The sequence below is a fragment of the Pseudomonas flexibilis genome (genome assembly GCF_000802425.1).
Classification (GTDB): domain Bacteria; phylum Pseudomonadota; class Gammaproteobacteria; order Pseudomonadales; family Pseudomonadaceae; genus Serpens; species Serpens flexibilis.
Genome location: NZ_JRUD01000003.1, coordinates 56,216 through 72,399, shown reverse-complemented (window position 1 = coordinate 72,399; position 16,184 = coordinate 56,216). Strand labels below are relative to the sequence as shown.

General features: G+C 67.4%; 15 protein-coding genes and 1 riboswitch. Of the genes, 5 read left to right on the top strand and 10 right to left on the bottom strand.

The genetic code is table 11. The features are described 5' to 3' along the window. Positions 1 to 11 precede the first annotated feature (11 nt). The 6 genes from SF06_RS02945 to SF06_RS02925 form a co-directional block, all read right to left on the bottom strand. A complete protein-coding gene (locus SF06_RS02945; protein WP_039559909.1) occupies positions 12 to 2,738 on the bottom strand; it encodes a winged helix-turn-helix domain-containing protein in 2,727 nt (908 codons plus the stop codon). Positions 2,739 to 2,889: 151 nt separating this feature from the next. Next, the gene (locus SF06_RS02940) at positions 2,890 to 3,540 is read right to left on the bottom strand and encodes a DUF2057 family protein (protein ID WP_039559907.1); all 651 of its coding nucleotides are present in this window, start codon (positions 3,538 to 3,540) and stop codon (positions 2,890 to 2,892) included. A 150-nt stretch (positions 3,541 to 3,690) separates the two neighbouring features. Next, positions 3,691 to 4,734, bottom strand: a complete 1,044-nt coding sequence (locus tag SF06_RS02935) for a porin (RefSeq protein ID WP_039559905.1) — start codon at positions 4,732 to 4,734, stop codon at positions 3,691 to 3,693. 225 nt (positions 4,735 to 4,959) lie between these two features. Beyond that, positions 4,960 to 5,076 carry a cytochrome c oxidase subunit CcoM gene (ccoM, locus tag SF06_RS18865; protein WP_039559904.1) on the bottom strand — a complete coding sequence of 39 codons (117 nt, stop codon included), beginning with the start codon at positions 5,074 to 5,076 and terminating at the stop codon, positions 4,960 to 4,962. 226 nt (positions 5,077 to 5,302) lie between these two features. Continuing rightward, positions 5,303 to 5,455 carry a hypothetical protein gene (locus tag SF06_RS18485; protein ID WP_169745294.1) on the bottom strand — a complete coding sequence of 51 codons (153 nt, stop codon included), beginning with the start codon at positions 5,453 to 5,455 and terminating at the stop codon, positions 5,303 to 5,305. 15 nt (positions 5,456 to 5,470) lie between these two features. Next, positions 5,471 to 5,785 (bottom strand): hypothetical protein, encoded by a 315-nt coding sequence (locus SF06_RS02925; RefSeq protein WP_039559902.1) that lies wholly within the window; start codon positions 5,783 to 5,785, stop codon positions 5,471 to 5,473. 127 nt (positions 5,786 to 5,912) lie between these two features. Between SF06_RS02925 and rapA the strand changes: the two genes are divergently transcribed. The 4 genes from rapA to SF06_RS02905 all read left to right on the top strand — a co-directional run bounded on the left by rapA (position 5,913) and on the right by SF06_RS02905 (position 12,010). Beyond that, entirely contained in the window at positions 5,913 to 8,750 is a 2,838-nt protein-coding gene (gene rapA / locus SF06_RS02920; RefSeq protein WP_039559900.1) for an RNA polymerase-associated protein RapA, read from the top strand. A 252-nt stretch (positions 8,751 to 9,002) separates the two neighbouring features. After that, positions 9,003 to 9,956 carry a 2-hydroxyacid dehydrogenase gene (locus tag SF06_RS02915; RefSeq protein ID WP_039559899.1) on the top strand — a complete coding sequence of 318 codons (954 nt, stop codon included), beginning with the start codon at positions 9,003 to 9,005 and terminating at the stop codon, positions 9,954 to 9,956. A 13-nt stretch (positions 9,957 to 9,969) separates the two neighbouring features. Then, entirely contained in the window at positions 9,970 to 10,971 is a 1,002-nt protein-coding gene (locus SF06_RS02910; protein WP_039559897.1) for a methyltransferase, read from the top strand. A gap of 243 nt (positions 10,972 to 11,214) precedes the next feature. After that, positions 11,215 to 11,402: riboswitch (yybP-ykoY riboswitch) on the top strand. Between the two features lie 20 nt (positions 11,403 to 11,422). Continuing rightward, complete coding sequence (locus tag SF06_RS02905; RefSeq protein WP_039559896.1) at positions 11,423 to 12,010, top strand: TMEM165/GDT1 family protein; 588 nt, start codon at positions 11,423 to 11,425, stop codon at positions 12,008 to 12,010. A gap of 172 nt (positions 12,011 to 12,182) precedes the next feature. Here the strand turns inward: SF06_RS02905 and SF06_RS02900 are convergent, their stop codons facing one another. Then, positions 12,183 to 12,998, bottom strand: coding sequence for a M48 family metallopeptidase (locus tag SF06_RS02900; RefSeq protein WP_039559893.1), 816 nt, complete (start codon positions 12,996 to 12,998; stop codon positions 12,183 to 12,185). A gap of 119 nt (positions 12,999 to 13,117) precedes the next feature. Between SF06_RS02900 and ypfJ the strand changes: the two genes are divergently transcribed. Continuing rightward, the gene (gene ypfJ / locus SF06_RS02895) at positions 13,118 to 13,981 is read left to right on the top strand and encodes a KPN_02809 family neutral zinc metallopeptidase (RefSeq protein WP_039559892.1); all 864 of its coding nucleotides are present in this window, start codon (positions 13,118 to 13,120) and stop codon (positions 13,979 to 13,981) included. 157 nt (positions 13,982 to 14,138) lie between these two features. Here the strand turns inward: ypfJ and SF06_RS02890 are convergent, their stop codons facing one another. Genes SF06_RS02890 through SF06_RS02880 form a run of 3 tightly spaced genes read right to left on the bottom strand, consistent with a single transcriptional unit; the run spans position 14,139 to position 16,105 of the window. Next, positions 14,139 to 14,729 carry an HAD family hydrolase gene (locus tag SF06_RS02890; protein ID WP_039559890.1) on the bottom strand — a complete coding sequence of 197 codons (591 nt, stop codon included), beginning with the start codon at positions 14,727 to 14,729 and terminating at the stop codon, positions 14,139 to 14,141. After that, positions 14,726 to 15,598, bottom strand: a complete 873-nt coding sequence (locus tag SF06_RS02885; protein ID WP_039559889.1) for an acyl-CoA thioesterase — start codon at positions 15,596 to 15,598, stop codon at positions 14,726 to 14,728. Before SF06_RS02885 ends, SF06_RS02890 begins: the two co-directional genes overlap by 4 nt. 54 nt (positions 15,599 to 15,652) lie before the next feature. Then, a complete protein-coding gene (locus SF06_RS02880; RefSeq protein ID WP_027590802.1) occupies positions 15,653 to 16,105 on the bottom strand; it encodes a flavodoxin in 453 nt (150 codons plus the stop codon). Positions 16,106 to 16,184 lie beyond the last annotated feature (79 nt).

Sequence of the window (16,184 nt, the reverse complement as noted above, 5' to 3'; positions counted from 1 at the left end):
AGGGCTCTCACTCAGTCCAGCAGTCCCAGCGCCTTGGCCCGCGCCACCGCCTGGGTGCGCCGCTCCACCCCCAGCTTGCCGTTGATATGCCGCGCATGGGTCTTCACCGTGTGCAGCGAGATGAACAGCCGCTCGCTGATTTCCTGGTTCGAACACCCCTGGGCGATCAGGCGCAGCACGCCCAGCTCGCGACCGCTCAGCGGCACCGCCTCCCCGCCAGCGTCGGCCGAGCTGGCCGACGCCGGCAGCAGGGCCAGCAGATCGCTCGCCAGCGGACCGTCCGGCTGCTCGGCAAGCTGCGCGCGCAGCCAGTGTGGATGGCGACGCAGCAGGTGCAGGAATGCCAGCAGACAGCCGCCCCGGCCGGACTCCAGCCCGCTGACCAGCACGGCGCCCGCCTCTTCCAGGCGCCCCCGATCCAGCAGCAACAGGCACAGGTGGATATCCGCAAAGCAGGCGAACATCAGGGCACCGCGCCGGCGCGCCTGGCGCTGCAGATCGCGCAGCTGCCGCTCGGCGTCCTCGGTCTGGAAGCGCCGGCGGGCCACGATGGCGCGGCGCAACCCCAGGTGCAGCGGCAACTGGGGCAGCAGCTCCGGGGCCGCAGCCGGCTGCTCCCCGGTGTAGGTGTCACTCAGCCGGGCCAGCCACAGCTCGGCCAGGGGCAGTTGCCCCTGGCCGGCCCAGAGTTCGCATTTCACCAGGGTGACCAGGGCCAGGTAGTAGATGGGCGGCACATCCCAGGCGTGCAGGGTGCGCTCGGCTTCGGCGAGCAGACGGAAAGCCTCGGCGATGTCACCCTCCTGCTCGGCCAGGGTGGCCAGCACGCTGTAGCCGATCACCAGGGTCACGTCGCGGCAGGCCCGCGCTTCACGGATACCGGCCTGCAACCGCTCGCGGGCCTGCTCCGGCTGAAGGCGCAGCGCCAGCAGGTAGCCTTCGTACAGGGTCAGCCGGGCGCGAACCGCGTAGGGCTTGTGCGCGCCCAGACCGCCCAGGCGCGCCAGGCCCAGGCGCACCTCGTCCAGCGCGCGCAGGACTTCCCCACGCGCCTGCAACACCCGCGCGCGATCGTGATGGGCCAGCGCCTCGAACAGCGGATTGCCGTAGCGCTGGGCCAGCTCCAGCGCCTGGCGGTTGAAGTCACGGGCGCGCCACAGCACACCCCGCGTCACCGCCAGGTTGGCCAGGGTGGAAATACACATGAAGCGCTGTCCGAAGCGCTCGGCCGGCAGATCGACCAGGGCTTCGCGGCAATGCCGCTCGGCCAGCGCGATCTCGCCGCGCCCGCGGGCGATCATGCCGCTCAGGGCCTGCCATTGGGCCAGCAGCAAGCGCTGCTCAGTCGCGCTGGCGGCCGGCAGGAAGTGTCCGAGCCGTTCGGCCAGTGCCTCGGCGGCGTCCAGTTGGCAGGCCAGGGCCAGGGCCCAGCCGTAGAGCAGGATCAGCCGTGGCGAAAGCCCGAGCAGGCTGTCGGGCAGCTCCAGCTTCCAGCGCAACAGCATGGCCACGTTCTGCTCGCCGAGCAGCTGTTCTTCGGACAGGTTCTGCACCAGCTCGGCGGCCACATCGCTGCGTCCGGCGCGCAACGCCTGCTCGACCGCCTCGACCGGATCGTTCTGCCGGCTGTACCAGCGACAGGCGCGCAGGTGCAGGCTGGCACGCGACACCTCGCCCGTGGCAGGCGGATGGCGGCGCAGCAGGTCGCTGAACAGATGGTGATAGCGGAACCAGCGGCCCTGCTCGTCCAGGGGGACCAGAAAGACCTGATGGGCCTTGAGGTGATCGAGAATCTCGGCGCTGTCATGCTCTTCACGCAACGCGTCGCACAGCTCGGCGCAGAAGCGATCGAGGCAAGCGGTCTGGTAGAGGAAGGCCTGCACGGCCGCAGGCTGGCGGTCGATCACTTCTTCAAGCAGGTAATCGTGGATCAGCCCGTCGGCGATCGCCGGGGACAGCGGAGCGGCCTCCGTTTGCGGCGCATCCTGACGCGCCAGCAACCACAGCCGCAGGCCGGCCACCCAGCCCTCGCAGCGCTGCAGCAGCAGGTCGCGCTCTTCATCGCTCAACTGGGTGCCCTGCCCGGCCACCAGCGCACCGGCCTCCTCGGCGCTCAGGCGCAGGTCCTGGACCTGCAGCTCCAGCAACTGGCGGTGCAGGCGCAGGCGCGCCAGGTGCCAGGCGGGCCGCTGGCGACTGGTGACCAGCAGGCGCACGCCGGCCGGCAGGTGGTTCAGGACGAACTGCAGGCTGCTGTCCAGCACCGCCCCCTGCACCAGATGGTAATCGTCCAGCACCAGCAGCAGATCCTCACCGTCGAGGCGTACCTGCAGTTCGTCCAGCAGATCGCTCAGCCAGGCCTCGAAGGCGAACGGCTGGTGTGGCTGGCGCATGCGCAGCAGGGCGAGGCCCTCCTCGTACAGGCCGGGATAATGCCTGCGCAGACCTTCCAGAAAACGCTCGAAGAAGCGCCCCGGGTCGCCGTCCCGAGGCCCCAGGCCAAGCCAGAGCGTGCGCCAGCCGGACGGCAGGCGCTCGCAGAATTCGCTGGCCAGGGAGCTCTTGCCGAAGCCCGCCGGCGCGCAGATCAGCAGCAGGCGACCCTCGAGCCCCTGCTCCAGGCGCTCGCACAGGTGCGGACGAGGTGCGTGACCGGCCGGCAGCGGCGGTCGGAAGAAGTGCCGCTCCGGAATATCCCGGCCGGAAGGCGTGCCACCAGGCGAGGTAAACGCAGTCATGGGGCGGTGCGGGCCTCTGCAAACGACCCGGGAAGCCTAGCGTCTTCCGTCGTGATTTGAAAATCGGCTCGCTGGCGGGGCGCCGATCAGCAAAAAAAGCCCCGCCAGCGGGCGGGGCAAGGGAGCAAGCGTGTAACCCGACAGGGAGCCGCTACTGCCCCGCCCAATCCAGGAATGCCTGTCGGCTTTGCGGATCGAGCAACCGCCACAACTGCTGCAGGGTGTGCAGAGTGGCGTCGTTGTGCGGCAAAGTCTGTGCGGGGGCGGCCGCCAGTGGTTCGATCGAAGCGGGCGCAGCAGGGCTGGAGTCACGGCCAAGCAGCTGGCTGACCGTGGACACCGGCCTCGGTCCCTGGGACGTGGCGATGCGCTCGCCGGTGCGCACGTTCACCGACCAGCCGGCGAAGGAATCCTGCATGGCCCGCGCGTCCTGCAGGCCGGCCGGCTCCCGGTAATCAAGCTTCCAGCGCTCGCCGGCGCGACCGGTGAGACGATAGGTCGCGCTGCGCGTGCGCACCACTTCGTGACTGAGGCCGCCGCCGATGTCGAAGACGTTCTCGTAGAAGGCATCGATCCGGTAATCGCCGGGGCGCAGGTGCAACACCCGACTTCCGGTGCCGAGCAACCCATTGGCGGCAGGTGCGGGCTGGCCGTTGATAGCCATCACTTCCAGCGCATCAGGCACTTCAACCACGAGCACCTGCGCCTGCGACAACTCGGGCCCCGCGTACAGCTTGACGGGGGACTGCTGGGCACAGCCCGACAGCAGCCCGATCAGGGCCAGCCAGAATAGACGACGCATGAAGACTCCTTGGCGTTGGGGATGGGCCGCATGACGCTGCCCGATCGGTCAGAGCCAGAAGATTAAGAACGGACGATTACGTTTCGATGACAAAAAACCGGGCTGCTCGCAAGGAGCAGCCCGGCTGGAGATTTCCGCTCTCGGATGAGATCAGAAGTCGTAGCGCAGGCCCACGGACAGCGCGGAGGCCGTTTCGCCGTTGGTGCCGGGCGGGGTGGCGGTACGGGCCTGCCCCCAGGGCGTCAGCGCGATGTTGTCGTCGTTGTTGACCAGCGCGTAGTTGGCGTAGACGCGCACCGCCTTGTCCAGCTTGTGCTCGACACCCACGGCCAGCATGTCGCTGTCGCGGTCGTCAGCATCGACGGCGCGGGCCATCCACATGGCCTTGATGGCGGTGTTGGCGGCAACCTTGAGTTCGGCACCCAGGCCGTAGACATCGGAAGTGTTCTGCTCCTGAACCGCATCGCTGGTACCCGCCAGGCCGGTGTAGTCCAGGGTCTGGTAGAAGCCGACCAGCTTGGCAGCGCTGGTCAGCTTGTAGGCGGCAGCCAGACGAATACCGTCCCGCTCGCCGCGGGTGGCCTCTTCCGAAACCTGCTCATAGGCCAGAGAGGCTTCGAACGGGCCGCCGGCGTAGTTCAGCGACAGGCTGACACTGTCGGTCTTGTGATCCGAAGCGGCAACGCTGTCCTCGTGCACGGAGTACGCCAGCTTGGCATTGAAGCCGCTGAAGTTCGGAGTGGTGTACTGGAAGGTGTTGTCATAGCGCTCATCGAAGCGGGCCTGACCGGCACGCGTCAGGTTGCGCATATCACCCACTTGGTCGCCGAACAGGTTGGCCGGACCGCGGGCCACCTTGAACGGGCTGTCGAAACGACCCAGCTGGACGGCGCCGAAGTTGCCGCTCAGTCCGACAAAGGTGTCGCGGGTGCTGAAATTATCGCCATTGCTGTTGGTGAAATTGATTTCCTGCTCGATCTGGAAGAACGCCTTCAGATCGGGATTGATCTGATGATTACCCTTGAAACCCAGACGCGAGGAGTTGCTGGAAATGTTGACTTCGGAATAATCGGCGCCATCGTCCAGGAAATCGGTGGAAACATGGACACGTCCATAAACATCAACATCCGCCATGGCCGCGGCGGGAATAACAGCTGCGGCACTGACAACCATCGCGATCAACTTCTTTTTCATCGGAAAGCTCCATCGGGTTTGTATAACGTCCGAGCGATTTGAACGTTTCGCTGTTTCGACCGAAGCGGAGTATCCGAACCGGATGTGACAGAGCCATTTCCGGATTATGAAAGTTTGAAGTCAGGGGAACTTTTTCACATTTTGTATAAGTAGACTTTTTCCAGGCAAAAAAATGGGCGACCGAAGTCGCCCAAAATGCCTTGCGTGCTCTTTGATCAGGAAGGATCAGTTGCTCTTGGTTTTCTTCGAGTCCTTCCAGATGAAATAGGCGAACCCGGCGCAGAAGACGACGCAGAGTCCGACGATAAGTACGCCTGCCAATACCACTTCATCGATAAACATGTCCGGGCTCCTCACCACGTGCTGGTTGATCGCAGATTGCCAGAGGACCGTCGGCGCCCATTGACCCAAGTCAAGTTTGCGACGCCCCGCCCATGCGGCAGGATGCTGCACCTGATCCAGATCAAGAGTGAGGCGCGCTGCGACGCAGGTTCGCCCGACCTGCGGGGAACGTCGCCGAAACAATTGGAAACAGAGGGAGACCGGCCCGAACAGGCCGGCGGGGCGCTCAGCGCTTCTTCTTGCCGCCGCGTGGCTTCTTGCCCTTGGGCAGCGGCAACGCCCGCTCGAAGGCCTCGCGGACTTCGTTCAGGCGCTTTTCCTTGAGGTCGTGGATGCGCTTTTCGCGCTCGGCGGCGAAATCGATGGGCTTTTCGGTCATGCGGGTTCGGCTCGTTCAGGCCTTGATATCCACCCACAGGCCCTTGCGCGGCACGCTCGGGTCCAGGCTGGCCTCCAGGGCTTCCAGGTCTTCCTCGCCTTCGTCGAGGGCTTTCTTGATGCGGTCACGCTCGCGCTGCTGGCGCTGCCGGCGCTCCTGTTCCTCGCGCAGCCGCAGGGCGGTTTCCTCCGGATTGCGCTTGTCCAGGCTGACCGCGCCTTCCTTGCCGGCTTGCTGGGTGGGCACCACGGGCGGAATGTCCGGCTTGGGCTTGGGCGGGTCCTGCTGGCTGGTCACGGGGATCTGGTTGGGCAGGATCGGCGGCAACATGATTGTTCTCCTTGTTGTCCAAGCTGTCGGCAGCCGGCGGTGCCCCTTTAGCAGCTACGCACGCCAACTGTGGAATCCCTCTGCGCTTCCGGTACCATACCCGGCTTTTTCACCAACGGAGACGCGAATGGCGCAGCAGCAGTATCAACCGGGGCAACGCTGGATCAGCGACAGCGAGGCCGAGCTGGGTCTCGGCACCATTCTGGCTCAGGATGGCCGTCTGTTGACCGTACTCTACCCAGCCACCGGCGATACCCGTCAGTATGCGCTGCGCAATGCTCCGCTGACCCGCGTGCGTTTCGCGCCCGGCGACGAGATCAGCCATTTCGAAGGCTGGAAGCTGACCGTGCGCGAAGTCGAGGACGTCGATGGGCTGCTGGTATACCACGGACTGAACGAGCAGAACGAGACCTGCTCGCTGCCGGAAACCCAGCTGTCGAACTTCATCCAGTTCCGCCTGGCCAGCGACCGCCTGTTCGCCGGGCAGATCGACCCCTTCTCCTGGTTTGCCCTGCGCTACCACAGCCTGGCCCACCGCGGCCGCATCCTGCAGTCGCCGCTGTGGGGCCTGGGCGGCGCCCGCGCGCAGCCGATCCCGCATCAGTTGCACATCGCCCGCGAGGTGGCCGACCGCATCGCCCCACGCGTGCTGCTGGCCGACGAAGTGGGCCTGGGCAAGACCATCGAGGCCGGCCTGGTCATCCACCGCCAGCTGCTTTCCGGGCGCGCCAGCCGCGTGCTGATCCTGGTGCCGGAGAACCTGCAGCACCAGTGGCTGGTGGAAATGCGCCGGCGCTTCAACCTGCCGGTGGCGCTGTTCGATGCCGAGCGCTTCGCCGAGAGCGATGCCGACAACCCCTTCGAGGACACCCAGCTGGCGCTGGTCGCCCTGGAATGGCTGAAGGACGACGCCAAGGCCGCCGATGCCCTGCTGGCCGCCGGCTGGGACCTGCTGGTGGTGGACGAAGCTCACCACCTGGTCTGGCACCCCGAGCACGCCAGCCCGGAATACCAGCTGGTCGAGCGCCTGGCCGGGGCGATTCCCGGCGTGCTGCTGCTCACCGCCACCCCGGAGCAGCTCGGTCAGGACAGCCACTTCGCGCGCCTGCGCCTGCTCGACCCGAGCCGCTTCCACGACCTGCAGGCGTTCCGCGCCGAGAGCGCGCATTACCGTCCGGTGGCCGAGGCCGTGCAGGAGCTGCTCGACAACGGGCGCCTGTCGGAACAGGCGCACCGCACCATCCATGAGTTTCTCGGTGAGGAAGGCGAAGCCCTGCTGGCCGCCGTCACCGATGGCGACATCCAGGCCAGCCAGCGCCTGATCCGCGAGCTGATCGACCGCCACGGCACCGGCCGCGTGCTGTTCCGCAACACCCGCGCCGCCGTGCGTGGCTTCCCGGAGCGCGAGCTGCATCCCTACCCGCTGCCGCAACCCGAGCAGTACCAGGACCTGCCCGGCGAGCAGGCCGAGCTGTATCCGGAGCTCGGCTATGCCGGCGACGCGGAGGAAGCGCGCTGGTGGCGCTTCGACCCGCGCGTGGAATGGCTGATCGACACCCTCAAGCTGCTCAAGCAGCACAAGGTGCTGGTCATCTGCGCCCACGCCGAGACCGCGCTGGACCTGGAAGAAGCGCTGCGCCTGCGTTCCGGCATCCCGGCCACGGTGTTCCACGAGGGCATGAGCATCCTCGAGCGCGACCGTGCCGCCGCCTATTTCGCGGACGAAGAGTTCGGCGCCCAGGTGCTGATCTGTTCGGAAATCGGTTCCGAGGGCCGCAACTTCCAGTTCGCCCATCACCTGGTGCTGTTCGACCTGCCGGCCCACCCGGACCTCCTCGAACAGCGCATCGGACGTCTGGACCGCATTGGCCAGAAGCACCGCATCCAGCTGCACGTGCCCTACCTGGAAGGCAGTGCCCAGCAGCGTCTGTTCCAGTGGTACCACCAGGCGCTGAATGCCTTCCTGGCCACCTGCCCGACCGGCAACGCCCTGCAGCAGCAGTTCGGCCCTCGCCTGCTGGAACAGCTCAACGGCGGCGACGACAAGCCCTGGCAAGCGCTGCTCGATGAGGCCCGCGCCGAGCGCGAGCGCCTGGAAGCCGAGATGCACAGCGGCCGTGACCGCCTGCTGGAACTCAACTCCGGCGGCGCCGGCGAAGGCGAGCGGCTGGTCGAGGCGATCCTCGAGCAGGACGACGAATTCGCCCTGCCCATCTATATGGAAGAGCTGTTCAACGCCTTCGGCATCCACAGCGAAGATCATTCGGAGAACGCGCTGATCCTGCGCCCGAGCGAGAAGATGCTGGACGCCAGCTTCCCGCTCGGCGACGACGAGGGCGTGACCATCACCTACGACCGCAGCCAGGCGCTGGCCCGCGAGGACATGCAGTTCCTTACCTGGGAACACCCGATGGTGCAAGGCGGCATGGACCTGGTGCTGTCCGGCTCGATGGGCAACACCTCGGTGGCGCTGATCAAGAACAAGGCGCTCAAGCCCGGCACCGTGCTGCTCGAGCTGCTATTCGTCAGCGACGTGGTGGCGCCGCGCGCCCTGCAGCTCGGCCGTGTGCTGCCGCCCCAGGCGCTGCGCTGCCTGCTGGATGCCAAGGGCAACGACCTGGCCAGCAAGGTGAGCTTCGACACCCTCAACGACCAGCTGGAAAGCGTGCCGCGCGCCAGCGCCAACAAGTTCGTGCAGGCCCAGCGCGATGTGCTGAGCCAGCAGTTCAAGCTGGCCGAGGACAAGATGGCGCCGCGCCACGCCGAGCGCGTTGCCGAGGCCAAGCAGCGCTTCGCTGCCGAGCTGGACGAGGAACTGGCGCGCCTCACCGCCCTTCAGGCGGTCAACCCGAGCGTGCGCGACAGCGAAATCGAGGCGCTGCGCCGCCAGCGCGAGGACGGCCTGAGCTACCTGGACAAGGCCTCGCTGCGCCTGGAAGCCATTCGGGTGCTGGTGGCGGGCTGACCGCCGAATAGCTCGCGAATGAATTCGCTCCCACAGGGCACATGCTATTGCTCCTGTGGGGGCGGACCTGTCCGCGAGCGCTGGCAGGAGTTTCGGCAGGGTGGCCAACGCAACGCGTTGGCCACCTTCCCCCCTACCGAAGCCTTGGTCGGGCCGCACCGGCGGCCGGAACGGCGCCGACCGCCCTACCCAAACCACGGTCCTGTCAGCCTCTGTTAACCTCTCGCTTTCTATACCTGCAGCCCCGCCGCCATGTCCTTCAACGCCGTTTTCCTCGACTCCGCCACCCTCGACGACCTTGATTTCAGCAGCCTGCATGCCTGCTTCGACCGCCTGACGCTGCACAGCGCCAGCACGCCGGAGCAAGTCATCGAACGCCTGCGCGGCGCCCAGGTGGCAATCAGCAACAAGGTGCCGCTGACCGAGCAGGTGCTGGCCGCCTGCCCGGAGCTGAAGCTGGTGCTGATCTCCGCCACTGGCACCAACAACGTCGACCTGGCCGCCGCCCGGGCGCGCGGCATCACCGTGTGCAACTGCCAGGGCTACGGCACCGCCTCGGTGGCCCAGCACTGCCTGATGCTGCTGCTCGCCCTGGCCGGCAATCTCAGCGACTATCAGTCCGCCGTGCGTGCCGGCCGCTGGCAGCAGGCGCCGCAGTTCTGCCTGCTGGATTTCCCGATCGTCGAACTGGCCGGCAAGACCCTGGGCATCCTCGGCCATGGCGAGCTGGGCGGCGCCGTGGCACGGCTGGCCGAGGCCTTCGGCCTGCGCGTGCTGCTCGGCCAGTTGCCGGGGCGGCCGGCGCGCCCCGGCTATCTGCCGCTGGACCAGCTGCTGCCGCAGGTGGACGCCCTCAGTCTGCATTGCCCGCTCACCGAACAGACCCGCAAACTGATCGGCGCCCGCGAGTTGGCGCTGCTCAAGCCCGGCGCGCTGCTGGTGAACACCGCACGCGGCGGACTGGTGGATGAACAGGCCCTGGCCGACGCCCTGCGCAGCGGCCACCTGGGCGGCGCGGCCAGCGACGTGCTCAGCGAGGAGCCGCCGCGCAACGGCAATCCGCTGCTTGCGCCGGACATCCCCCGGCTTATCCTCACCCCGCACTGCGCCTGGGGCAGCCGCGAGGCGCGCCAGCGCATCCTCGAACAACTGGCCGAAAACGCCCGCGCCTTCCGCGCCGGCGCAGCGCTGCGCGTGGTCGGCTGACAGGAGACCTCCCATGGATCCACGAAGCGAAGTGCTGCTGCGCCAGGCCGAGCTGTTCACCGGCACGGTGCTGCTGGCCGGCCTGCCGGCCGACGACCTGCTCGCCGCCCTGCCCGACGCCATTGGCTGGAGCTGGCACGCCGGCGAGCAGGCCACACTGCAGGCACGCTTCCCCGAGCGCAGCCGGTTCGGCACCACGCCGCCCGAGACGCGGTTCGAGACCGCCGTGCTGTTCCTGCCCAAGTCCCGCGAGCTGACCGATTACCTGTTGCAGTCCCTGGCCGCCCAGCTGGCGGGCAAGTTGCTGTACCTGGTCGGCGAAAAGCGTGCCGGCGTGGAACGCGCCGCCAAGCAGCTGGCCACCTATGGCACGCCGCGCAAGCTGGACAGCGCCCGGCATTGCCAGCTGTGGCAGGTGCAGGTCGAACAGGCACCCGCGGTCCCGGTGCTGGAAGACCTGGCGCAACGCTACGAGCTGCCGCTGGCCGACGGCCCGCTGCAGGTGGTCACCCTGCCCGGCGTGTTCAGCCATGGACGCCTCGACGCCGGCAGCGCCCTGCTGCTGGAGCATCTGGAAGACCTGCCGGCCGGGCCGCTGCTGGATTTCGGCTGCGGCGCCGGCGTGCTCGGCGCGGTGCTCAAGCGCCGCTACCCGGCCAGTCCGCTGCTGATGCTGGATGTGGACGCCTTCGCCCTGGCCAGCAGTCGCCTGACCCTGGCCGCCAACGGCCTGGACGCCGAGCTGATCGCCGGCGACGGCATTCACGCCGCGCCCACCGGGCTGGCGGCCATCGTCAGCAACCCGCCGTTCCACCAGGGCGTGCACACCGACTACCAGGCCAGCGAAACCCTGCTGCGCGACGCTGCCCGCTTCCTGCGCCCCGGCGGCGAACTGCGGCTGGTGGCCAACAGCTTCCTCAAGTACCCGCCGCTGATCGAGCAGCACCTGGGTCCGTGCGTCACACTGGCCGAGAGGCAGGGATTCCGCATCTACCGGGCGCGGCGCAGCTCCTGACCGGGACTGGTGGGAGGGGCTTTAGCCGCGATGCTTTTGGGTGACTGCACGGCGCACCTTGCCGGCCGCACCTCGCCGGCCGCATCTTGCAGTGCGTTGGTGGATCGATGAAGCGCGATCCACCCTACGTAGGATGGACAACGTTTTCCTTGTCCACCATCGCACCGGTACCGCCGGTCGCACGAGGAGCGGTTAAGCGGCAGGACGTCAGGCTTGCACCCACCCGCCTCGTTGGGCAGAATGCCCGCCGTCCTGGGGGAGTAGTCTCCTGCGAGCGCCCTGCTCGCGCGGCCCGCGTCAACATGCTTGGTCCACAGACCATGGCGCCGGCGACCCGACAGGCTTGAAGCCTGGGGTTTGACAAGACCTGTGACACGAACGACCCGACCCGGGGTGGGTGGGCGTGCGTGTCATTGCGTTCTCTTGTCGACCCACCCCTTTAGGAAGCCTGATGCTGGAATCCCTGCTGGTCCCCACCGGAATCGTCACCCTGGCCGAAATCGGCGACAAGACACAGTTGCTCGCCCTGGTGCTCGCTGCCCGTTTCCGCAAGCCCTGGCCGATCATCGCCGGGATCGTCGTTGCCACCCTGGCCAACCATTTCGCCGCCGGCGCGGTGGGCAACTGGATCGCCGACTGGCTGACGCCGGTGCTGCTGCACAGCCTGCTGGCCGTGGCCTTCCTGGTAGTGGCGGCCTGGGCGCTGATTCCCGACACCCTGGACGAGAACGAAGGCAGCCGCTTCAAGCGTCATGGCGCCTTCATCACCACGCTGATCGCCTTCTTCCTCGCCGAAATGGGCGACAAGACGCAGATCGCCACGGTGATGCTCGCCGCGCAGTACCCGGACTTCGTCATGGTCGTGCTGGGCACCACGCTGGGCATGCTGCTGGCCAACGTGCCGGTGGTGCTGGCCGGCAACTTCGCCGCCGAGCGCCTGCCGCTGAAGCTGATCCATCGCCTGGCGGCGCTGGCCTTCCTGCTGCTGGGACTGTATGCCGCCTATCAGGCCCTGCACCTGGCAGGGCTGCTGGGGTAGCAGCGGAGCAGCCCCTTGCTTGGGCGCTCATTGAGCGAAACCGCGCGACGGCGGCCAAGAAAGACGTTGTCCGCCCTATGAAGCGGGTATTGGCGTAGGGCGGTCAGCGCTCTATCTGACCGCCAGGGGCGCCCGTTCCGGCGTGACGGCGGACAATAAAGCGTTGCCTGTCCTACCGCGACGTCGCCTGCCGGTAGAGCGGCATCACCTTGGGAATGGTCTCGCGCAGGTTGCTCATGCGCGTGCTGGAAGACGGGTGGGTGCTCATGAATTCCGGCGGCGCGCCGTTGGCGGCGCGGGCCATCTTTTCCCACAGCGTGAGGGCGGCGTTCGGGTCGTAGCCGGCACGCGCCGAAAGCTCCAGGCCGATCAGGTCCGCCTCGTTCTCGTTGCCGCGACTGTTGGGCAGGGTCATCAGGTACTCGACACCCAGGTTGGCCATCTGCAAGCCGCCCTGCCCCACGCCCAGCGCAGCGCCGAGCTGGGTGGCCAACTCCACGCCATAGGCCTTGGACAGGGCTTCGCGGCTGTGCTCGCGCAGGGCATGGGCAATCTCATGGCCGATCACCGCGGCCAGTTCGTCGTCGGTCAGCTTCAGCTGCTCGATCAGCCCGGTGTAGACCATGATCTTGCCGCCCGGCCCGCAGTTGGCGTTCATCTCCTGGCTGGAGATCAGGCTGACTTCCCAGGGCCACTGGGCGGCATCCGGCCGGAACACCGGGGCCTGGGCGATCAGGCGCTGGGAAATCGTCTGTACCCGCCGGGCATCGGCAGTCCCCTTCACCAGCACGCCCGCGCTGGCCGCCTGGCTGATGGCCTCGTGGTACGACTGCGCGTACATCTGGTTGACCTGCTCGGTCGACAGCATGCTGAACATGTACTGCTTGCGATCGACGCCCACGGCGCCGCCGCTGGTGGTGTTCACCGCCTGGCAACCGGCAGCCAGGGCGCAGGCCAGCACGGTGGTGGGTAACGAGGGACGCTTCATCTGTCATACCTGCCTCAATGACAGGGTAATCCTAGGTCGCCGCATCGGAACGCGACAAGCCGCCAGCCGGACGGCCCATCGACCATACTCAACGCCACGTCGATTTGCGGAGAGCTGCCATGCGCTGGAAACGTGCCCGTCGAAGCGACAACGTGGTGGATGCCCGCAGCGGTGGACGCGGTCTGCGCGTCGGTGGCGGGCTGGGCCTGGGCGGCATCGCCATCGTGGTGGTCCTGAGCCTGATGATGGGCCAGGACCCGCTGCAGATCCTCGGCCAGCTGGCCGGTCCGGGCGGTACACCGGGGGTCGGACAGCAGGCCGCTCCCCCGTCGGCCGACGATCCGCACAGCCAGTTCGTGCGCGCCGTGCTGGGTGACACCGAGGACACCTGGGACGCGCTGTTCGCACAGGCGGGCGGCCAGTATGAACATCCGCGCCTGGTGCTGTTCAGCGGCGGAGTCAATTCGGCCTGCGGTTTCGCGTCCTCGGCGGTCGGCCCGTTCTACTGCCCGGCCGACCGGCAGGTGTACCTGGACCTGCAATTCTTCGCGGAACTGGAGCAGCGCTTCGGCGCCGCCGGTGATTTCGCCCAGGCCTACGTGATCGCCCACGAAGTGGGCCACCATGTGCAGACCCTGCTGGGTATCTCCCGTCAGGTCGAGGCCGCCCGTCAGCGTGGCGAACCGATTGAGGGAGCAGGCGGATTGTTGGTGCGTCAGGAACTGCAGGCCGACTGCCTGGCCGGCGTCTGGGCGCACCATGCGCAGCGGCGCCTGGACTGGATGGAGGAAGGCGATCTGGAGGAAGCGCTGAACGCCGCCAGCGCGATCGGCGATGACCGCCTGCAGAAGCGCACCCAGGGGCAGGTGGTGCCGGATTCCTTTACCCATGGCTCATCCGCACAACGGGTGCACTGGTTCCGCATCGGCTTCGACAGCGGCGAGGCCGGGCGCTGCGATACCTTCGAGGCGCCACGGTTGTAGGTGGCGCGTTCGGGCACACCGTCCGGAAAGAACCGACCGCCCGGACCTGTGGGAACGACTTCAGCGAGCGTGTGGCTATGGCCTGCACGAACGCTTCGACCAGAACATCGCAGCTAACGCCGCCCCCACGACCCCGCGACGGGCGCGGGCAGCCGTCCTACCGCAGCCAGCCGTGCAGCTCTGCACAATCGCGGGCGTGCCAGTCGGCCAGCTCCGGCCAGGGGTTGCCCGGCAGGTTGACCAGCACACTGCGCGCGCCGGCGGCGCGGGCGCACTCCAGATCGAAGCGGTAGTCGCCGACCATCACCAGGCTCCGTGTGGGTATTTCCCAACGCGCCGCCAGCTTCAGCAGGCCGCCGGGATGCGGCTTGGGCGGCGCCTCGTCACGGCCGAGAACATCATCGCGCTCGAAGCAGTCGCCCAGGCCGATGCCGTCGAGGGTGAGCTGAGCCAGCTCGTGAGCATTGCGCGTCAGCACGCCCAGGCGCACGCCGCGTTCGCACAGGTGCCGCACCAGTGCCACCGCGCCGGGCGCCGGCTGCGCGGCCAGTGCCAGTTCACGCTCGTGCTCCAGCAGCCAGGCCCGCTTGGCCCGCGCCTGCTCGGCCGGCAGCTCGGCCAGGTGGACGAGGATGTCGTCCTCGGCGGGAATGTCCAGCGCCCGGCGAATCGCCGCGAAATCATGCACGGCGACAGTCAGTGTGCCGTCCATGTCGAACACCCAGTGCCGGACATCGCGCAAGTTCATGCACGGCTCTCCCGACGACGGATCAGTCCTTCCTGGGCCACCGAGGCCACCAGTTCGCCGGCGCGGTTGAAGATGCTGCCGCGGCTGAAACCCCGCGCGCCGCCGCTCCACGGGCTTTCCTGAACGTACAGGTGCCAGTCGTCCATCTTCAGGTCGCGGTGGAACCACAAGGCGTGGTCGAGGCTGGCCACCTGCATGTCCGGCTGCCAGAACGAGGCGCCGTGCGGACGCAGCGACGCGGTCAACAGACCGAAGTCCGAGGCGTAGGCCAGCAGGTACTTGTGCAGCGCCGGGTTGGCCGACAGGCTGCCGTCGGCCTTGAACCAGTACATGTTCAGCGGCTCGCTGGGTTTCGGCCGGAAGGGATCGCCGGGGTTCACCGGACGAATCTGGATCGGTTTGGCACAGAAGATCTTGTCGCGCATCGGCTGCGGGATGCGCTCGGCATGCGGGCTGAACAGGTCCATTTCGCTGGGCAGGTTTTCCGGCGCCTCGATGCCCTCCGGCATGCTCGGCTGGTGCTCGAAGCCCGGCTCGTCGGCCTGGAAGGAGGCACTGCAGAAGAAGATCGGCTGACCCTTCTGGATCGCGGTGACCCGCCGGGTGCTGAAGCTGCCGCCGTCACGCACCCGCTCCACCTGGTAGACCACCGGCAGCAGGGCATCGCCCGCGCGCAGGAAGTAACCGTGCAGCGAGTGCACATGGCGATCGGCAATCACCGTCTGGCAGGCGGCGGACAGCGCCTGGCCAAGCACCTGGCCGCCGAACAGCTGGGGAAACCCCAGGTCCTGGCTGGCGCCACGAAACAGATTTTCCTCAATGGTTTCCAGGCTCAGCAGAGCCACCAGTTCATCCAGCACCTGACTCATGAATTTCCTCGACAAGGCATCTACCGCCGGGTCTCCCCCGGCTTGTTCAACGGTTCAACCGCGCAGGGCGACGGCCAGCTCGGCCAGCCAGGGTTCGGCATCCAGCTCCGGGGTGACCGTCTCGCTGGAGTCCAGGCGCAGCATCGGCAGCACTTCGCGGATGCCCAGCTCGGCATACAGCTCGCGGATCTGCTCGCCGCCGCCGCAGAAAGTGTCGCCGTAGCTGGAATCGCCCAGGCCGATCACCGCACCGGGCAAGCCGTACCAAGCCGGCGGCTGATCGCGCAGGGCGGCGTGGATCTTCTGCAGGCTGTCCGGCAGGTCGCCCATGCCGGTAGTCGAGGTGACCACCAGCAGCGCTTCGGGCGCCCAGGCGATCAGTTCGGCCAATTCGCCCCGCGGCTGATAGCGGGTTTCGAAGCCGGCCTGCTGCAACTGCTGCTCGGCGTGGCGGGCCACTTCCTCGGCCGTGCCGTACACGCTGCCGCTCAGAATCGCGATTTTCATGAAAAACTCCCACGTGACCGCTCAAGAATCGCGGCATTATGCCGCAAAACCGATATCCAGCCGGGAGTTGCATTTATGG

Excerpts from the sequence above, each read along its gene's own strand:
- SF06_RS02945 (WP_039559909.1), bottom strand. The coding sequence starts at position 2,738 with ATGACTGCGTTTACCTCGCCTGGTGGCACGCCTTCCGGCCGGGATATT.
- SF06_RS02940 (WP_039559907.1), bottom strand. The coding sequence starts at position 3,540 with ATGCGTCGTCTATTCTGGCTGGCCCTGATCGGGCTGCTGTCGGGCTGT.
- SF06_RS02935 (WP_039559905.1), bottom strand. The coding sequence starts at position 4,734 with ATGAAAAAGAAGTTGATCGCGATGGTTGTCAGTGCCGCAGCTGTTATT.
- ccoM (WP_039559904.1), bottom strand. The coding sequence starts at position 5,076 with ATGTTTATCGATGAAGTGGTATTGGCAGGCGTACTTATCGTCGGACTC.
- SF06_RS18485 (WP_169745294.1), bottom strand. The coding sequence starts at position 5,455 with ATGACCGAAAAGCCCATCGATTTCGCCGCCGAGCGCGAAAAGCGCATC.
- SF06_RS02925 (WP_039559902.1), bottom strand. The coding sequence starts at position 5,785 with ATGTTGCCGCCGATCCTGCCCAACCAGATCCCCGTGACCAGCCAGCAG.
- rapA (WP_039559900.1), top strand. The coding sequence starts at position 5,913 with ATGGCGCAGCAGCAGTATCAACCGGGGCAACGCTGGATCAGCGACAGC.
- SF06_RS02915 (WP_039559899.1), top strand. The coding sequence starts at position 9,003 with ATGTCCTTCAACGCCGTTTTCCTCGACTCCGCCACCCTCGACGACCTT.
- SF06_RS02910 (WP_039559897.1), top strand. The coding sequence starts at position 9,970 with ATGGATCCACGAAGCGAAGTGCTGCTGCGCCAGGCCGAGCTGTTCACC.
- SF06_RS02905 (WP_039559896.1), top strand. The coding sequence starts at position 11,423 with ATGCTGGAATCCCTGCTGGTCCCCACCGGAATCGTCACCCTGGCCGAA.
- SF06_RS02900 (WP_039559893.1), bottom strand. The coding sequence starts at position 12,998 with ATGAAGCGTCCCTCGTTACCCACCACCGTGCTGGCCTGCGCCCTGGCT.
- ypfJ (WP_039559892.1), top strand. The coding sequence starts at position 13,118 with ATGCGCTGGAAACGTGCCCGTCGAAGCGACAACGTGGTGGATGCCCGC.
- SF06_RS02890 (WP_039559890.1), bottom strand. The coding sequence starts at position 14,729 with ATGAACTTGCGCGATGTCCGGCACTGGGTGTTCGACATGGACGGCACA.
- SF06_RS02885 (WP_039559889.1), bottom strand. The coding sequence starts at position 15,598 with ATGAGTCAGGTGCTGGATGAACTGGTGGCTCTGCTGAGCCTGGAAACC.
- SF06_RS02880 (WP_027590802.1), bottom strand. The coding sequence starts at position 16,105 with ATGAAAATCGCGATTCTGAGCGGCAGCGTGTACGGCACGGCCGAGGAA.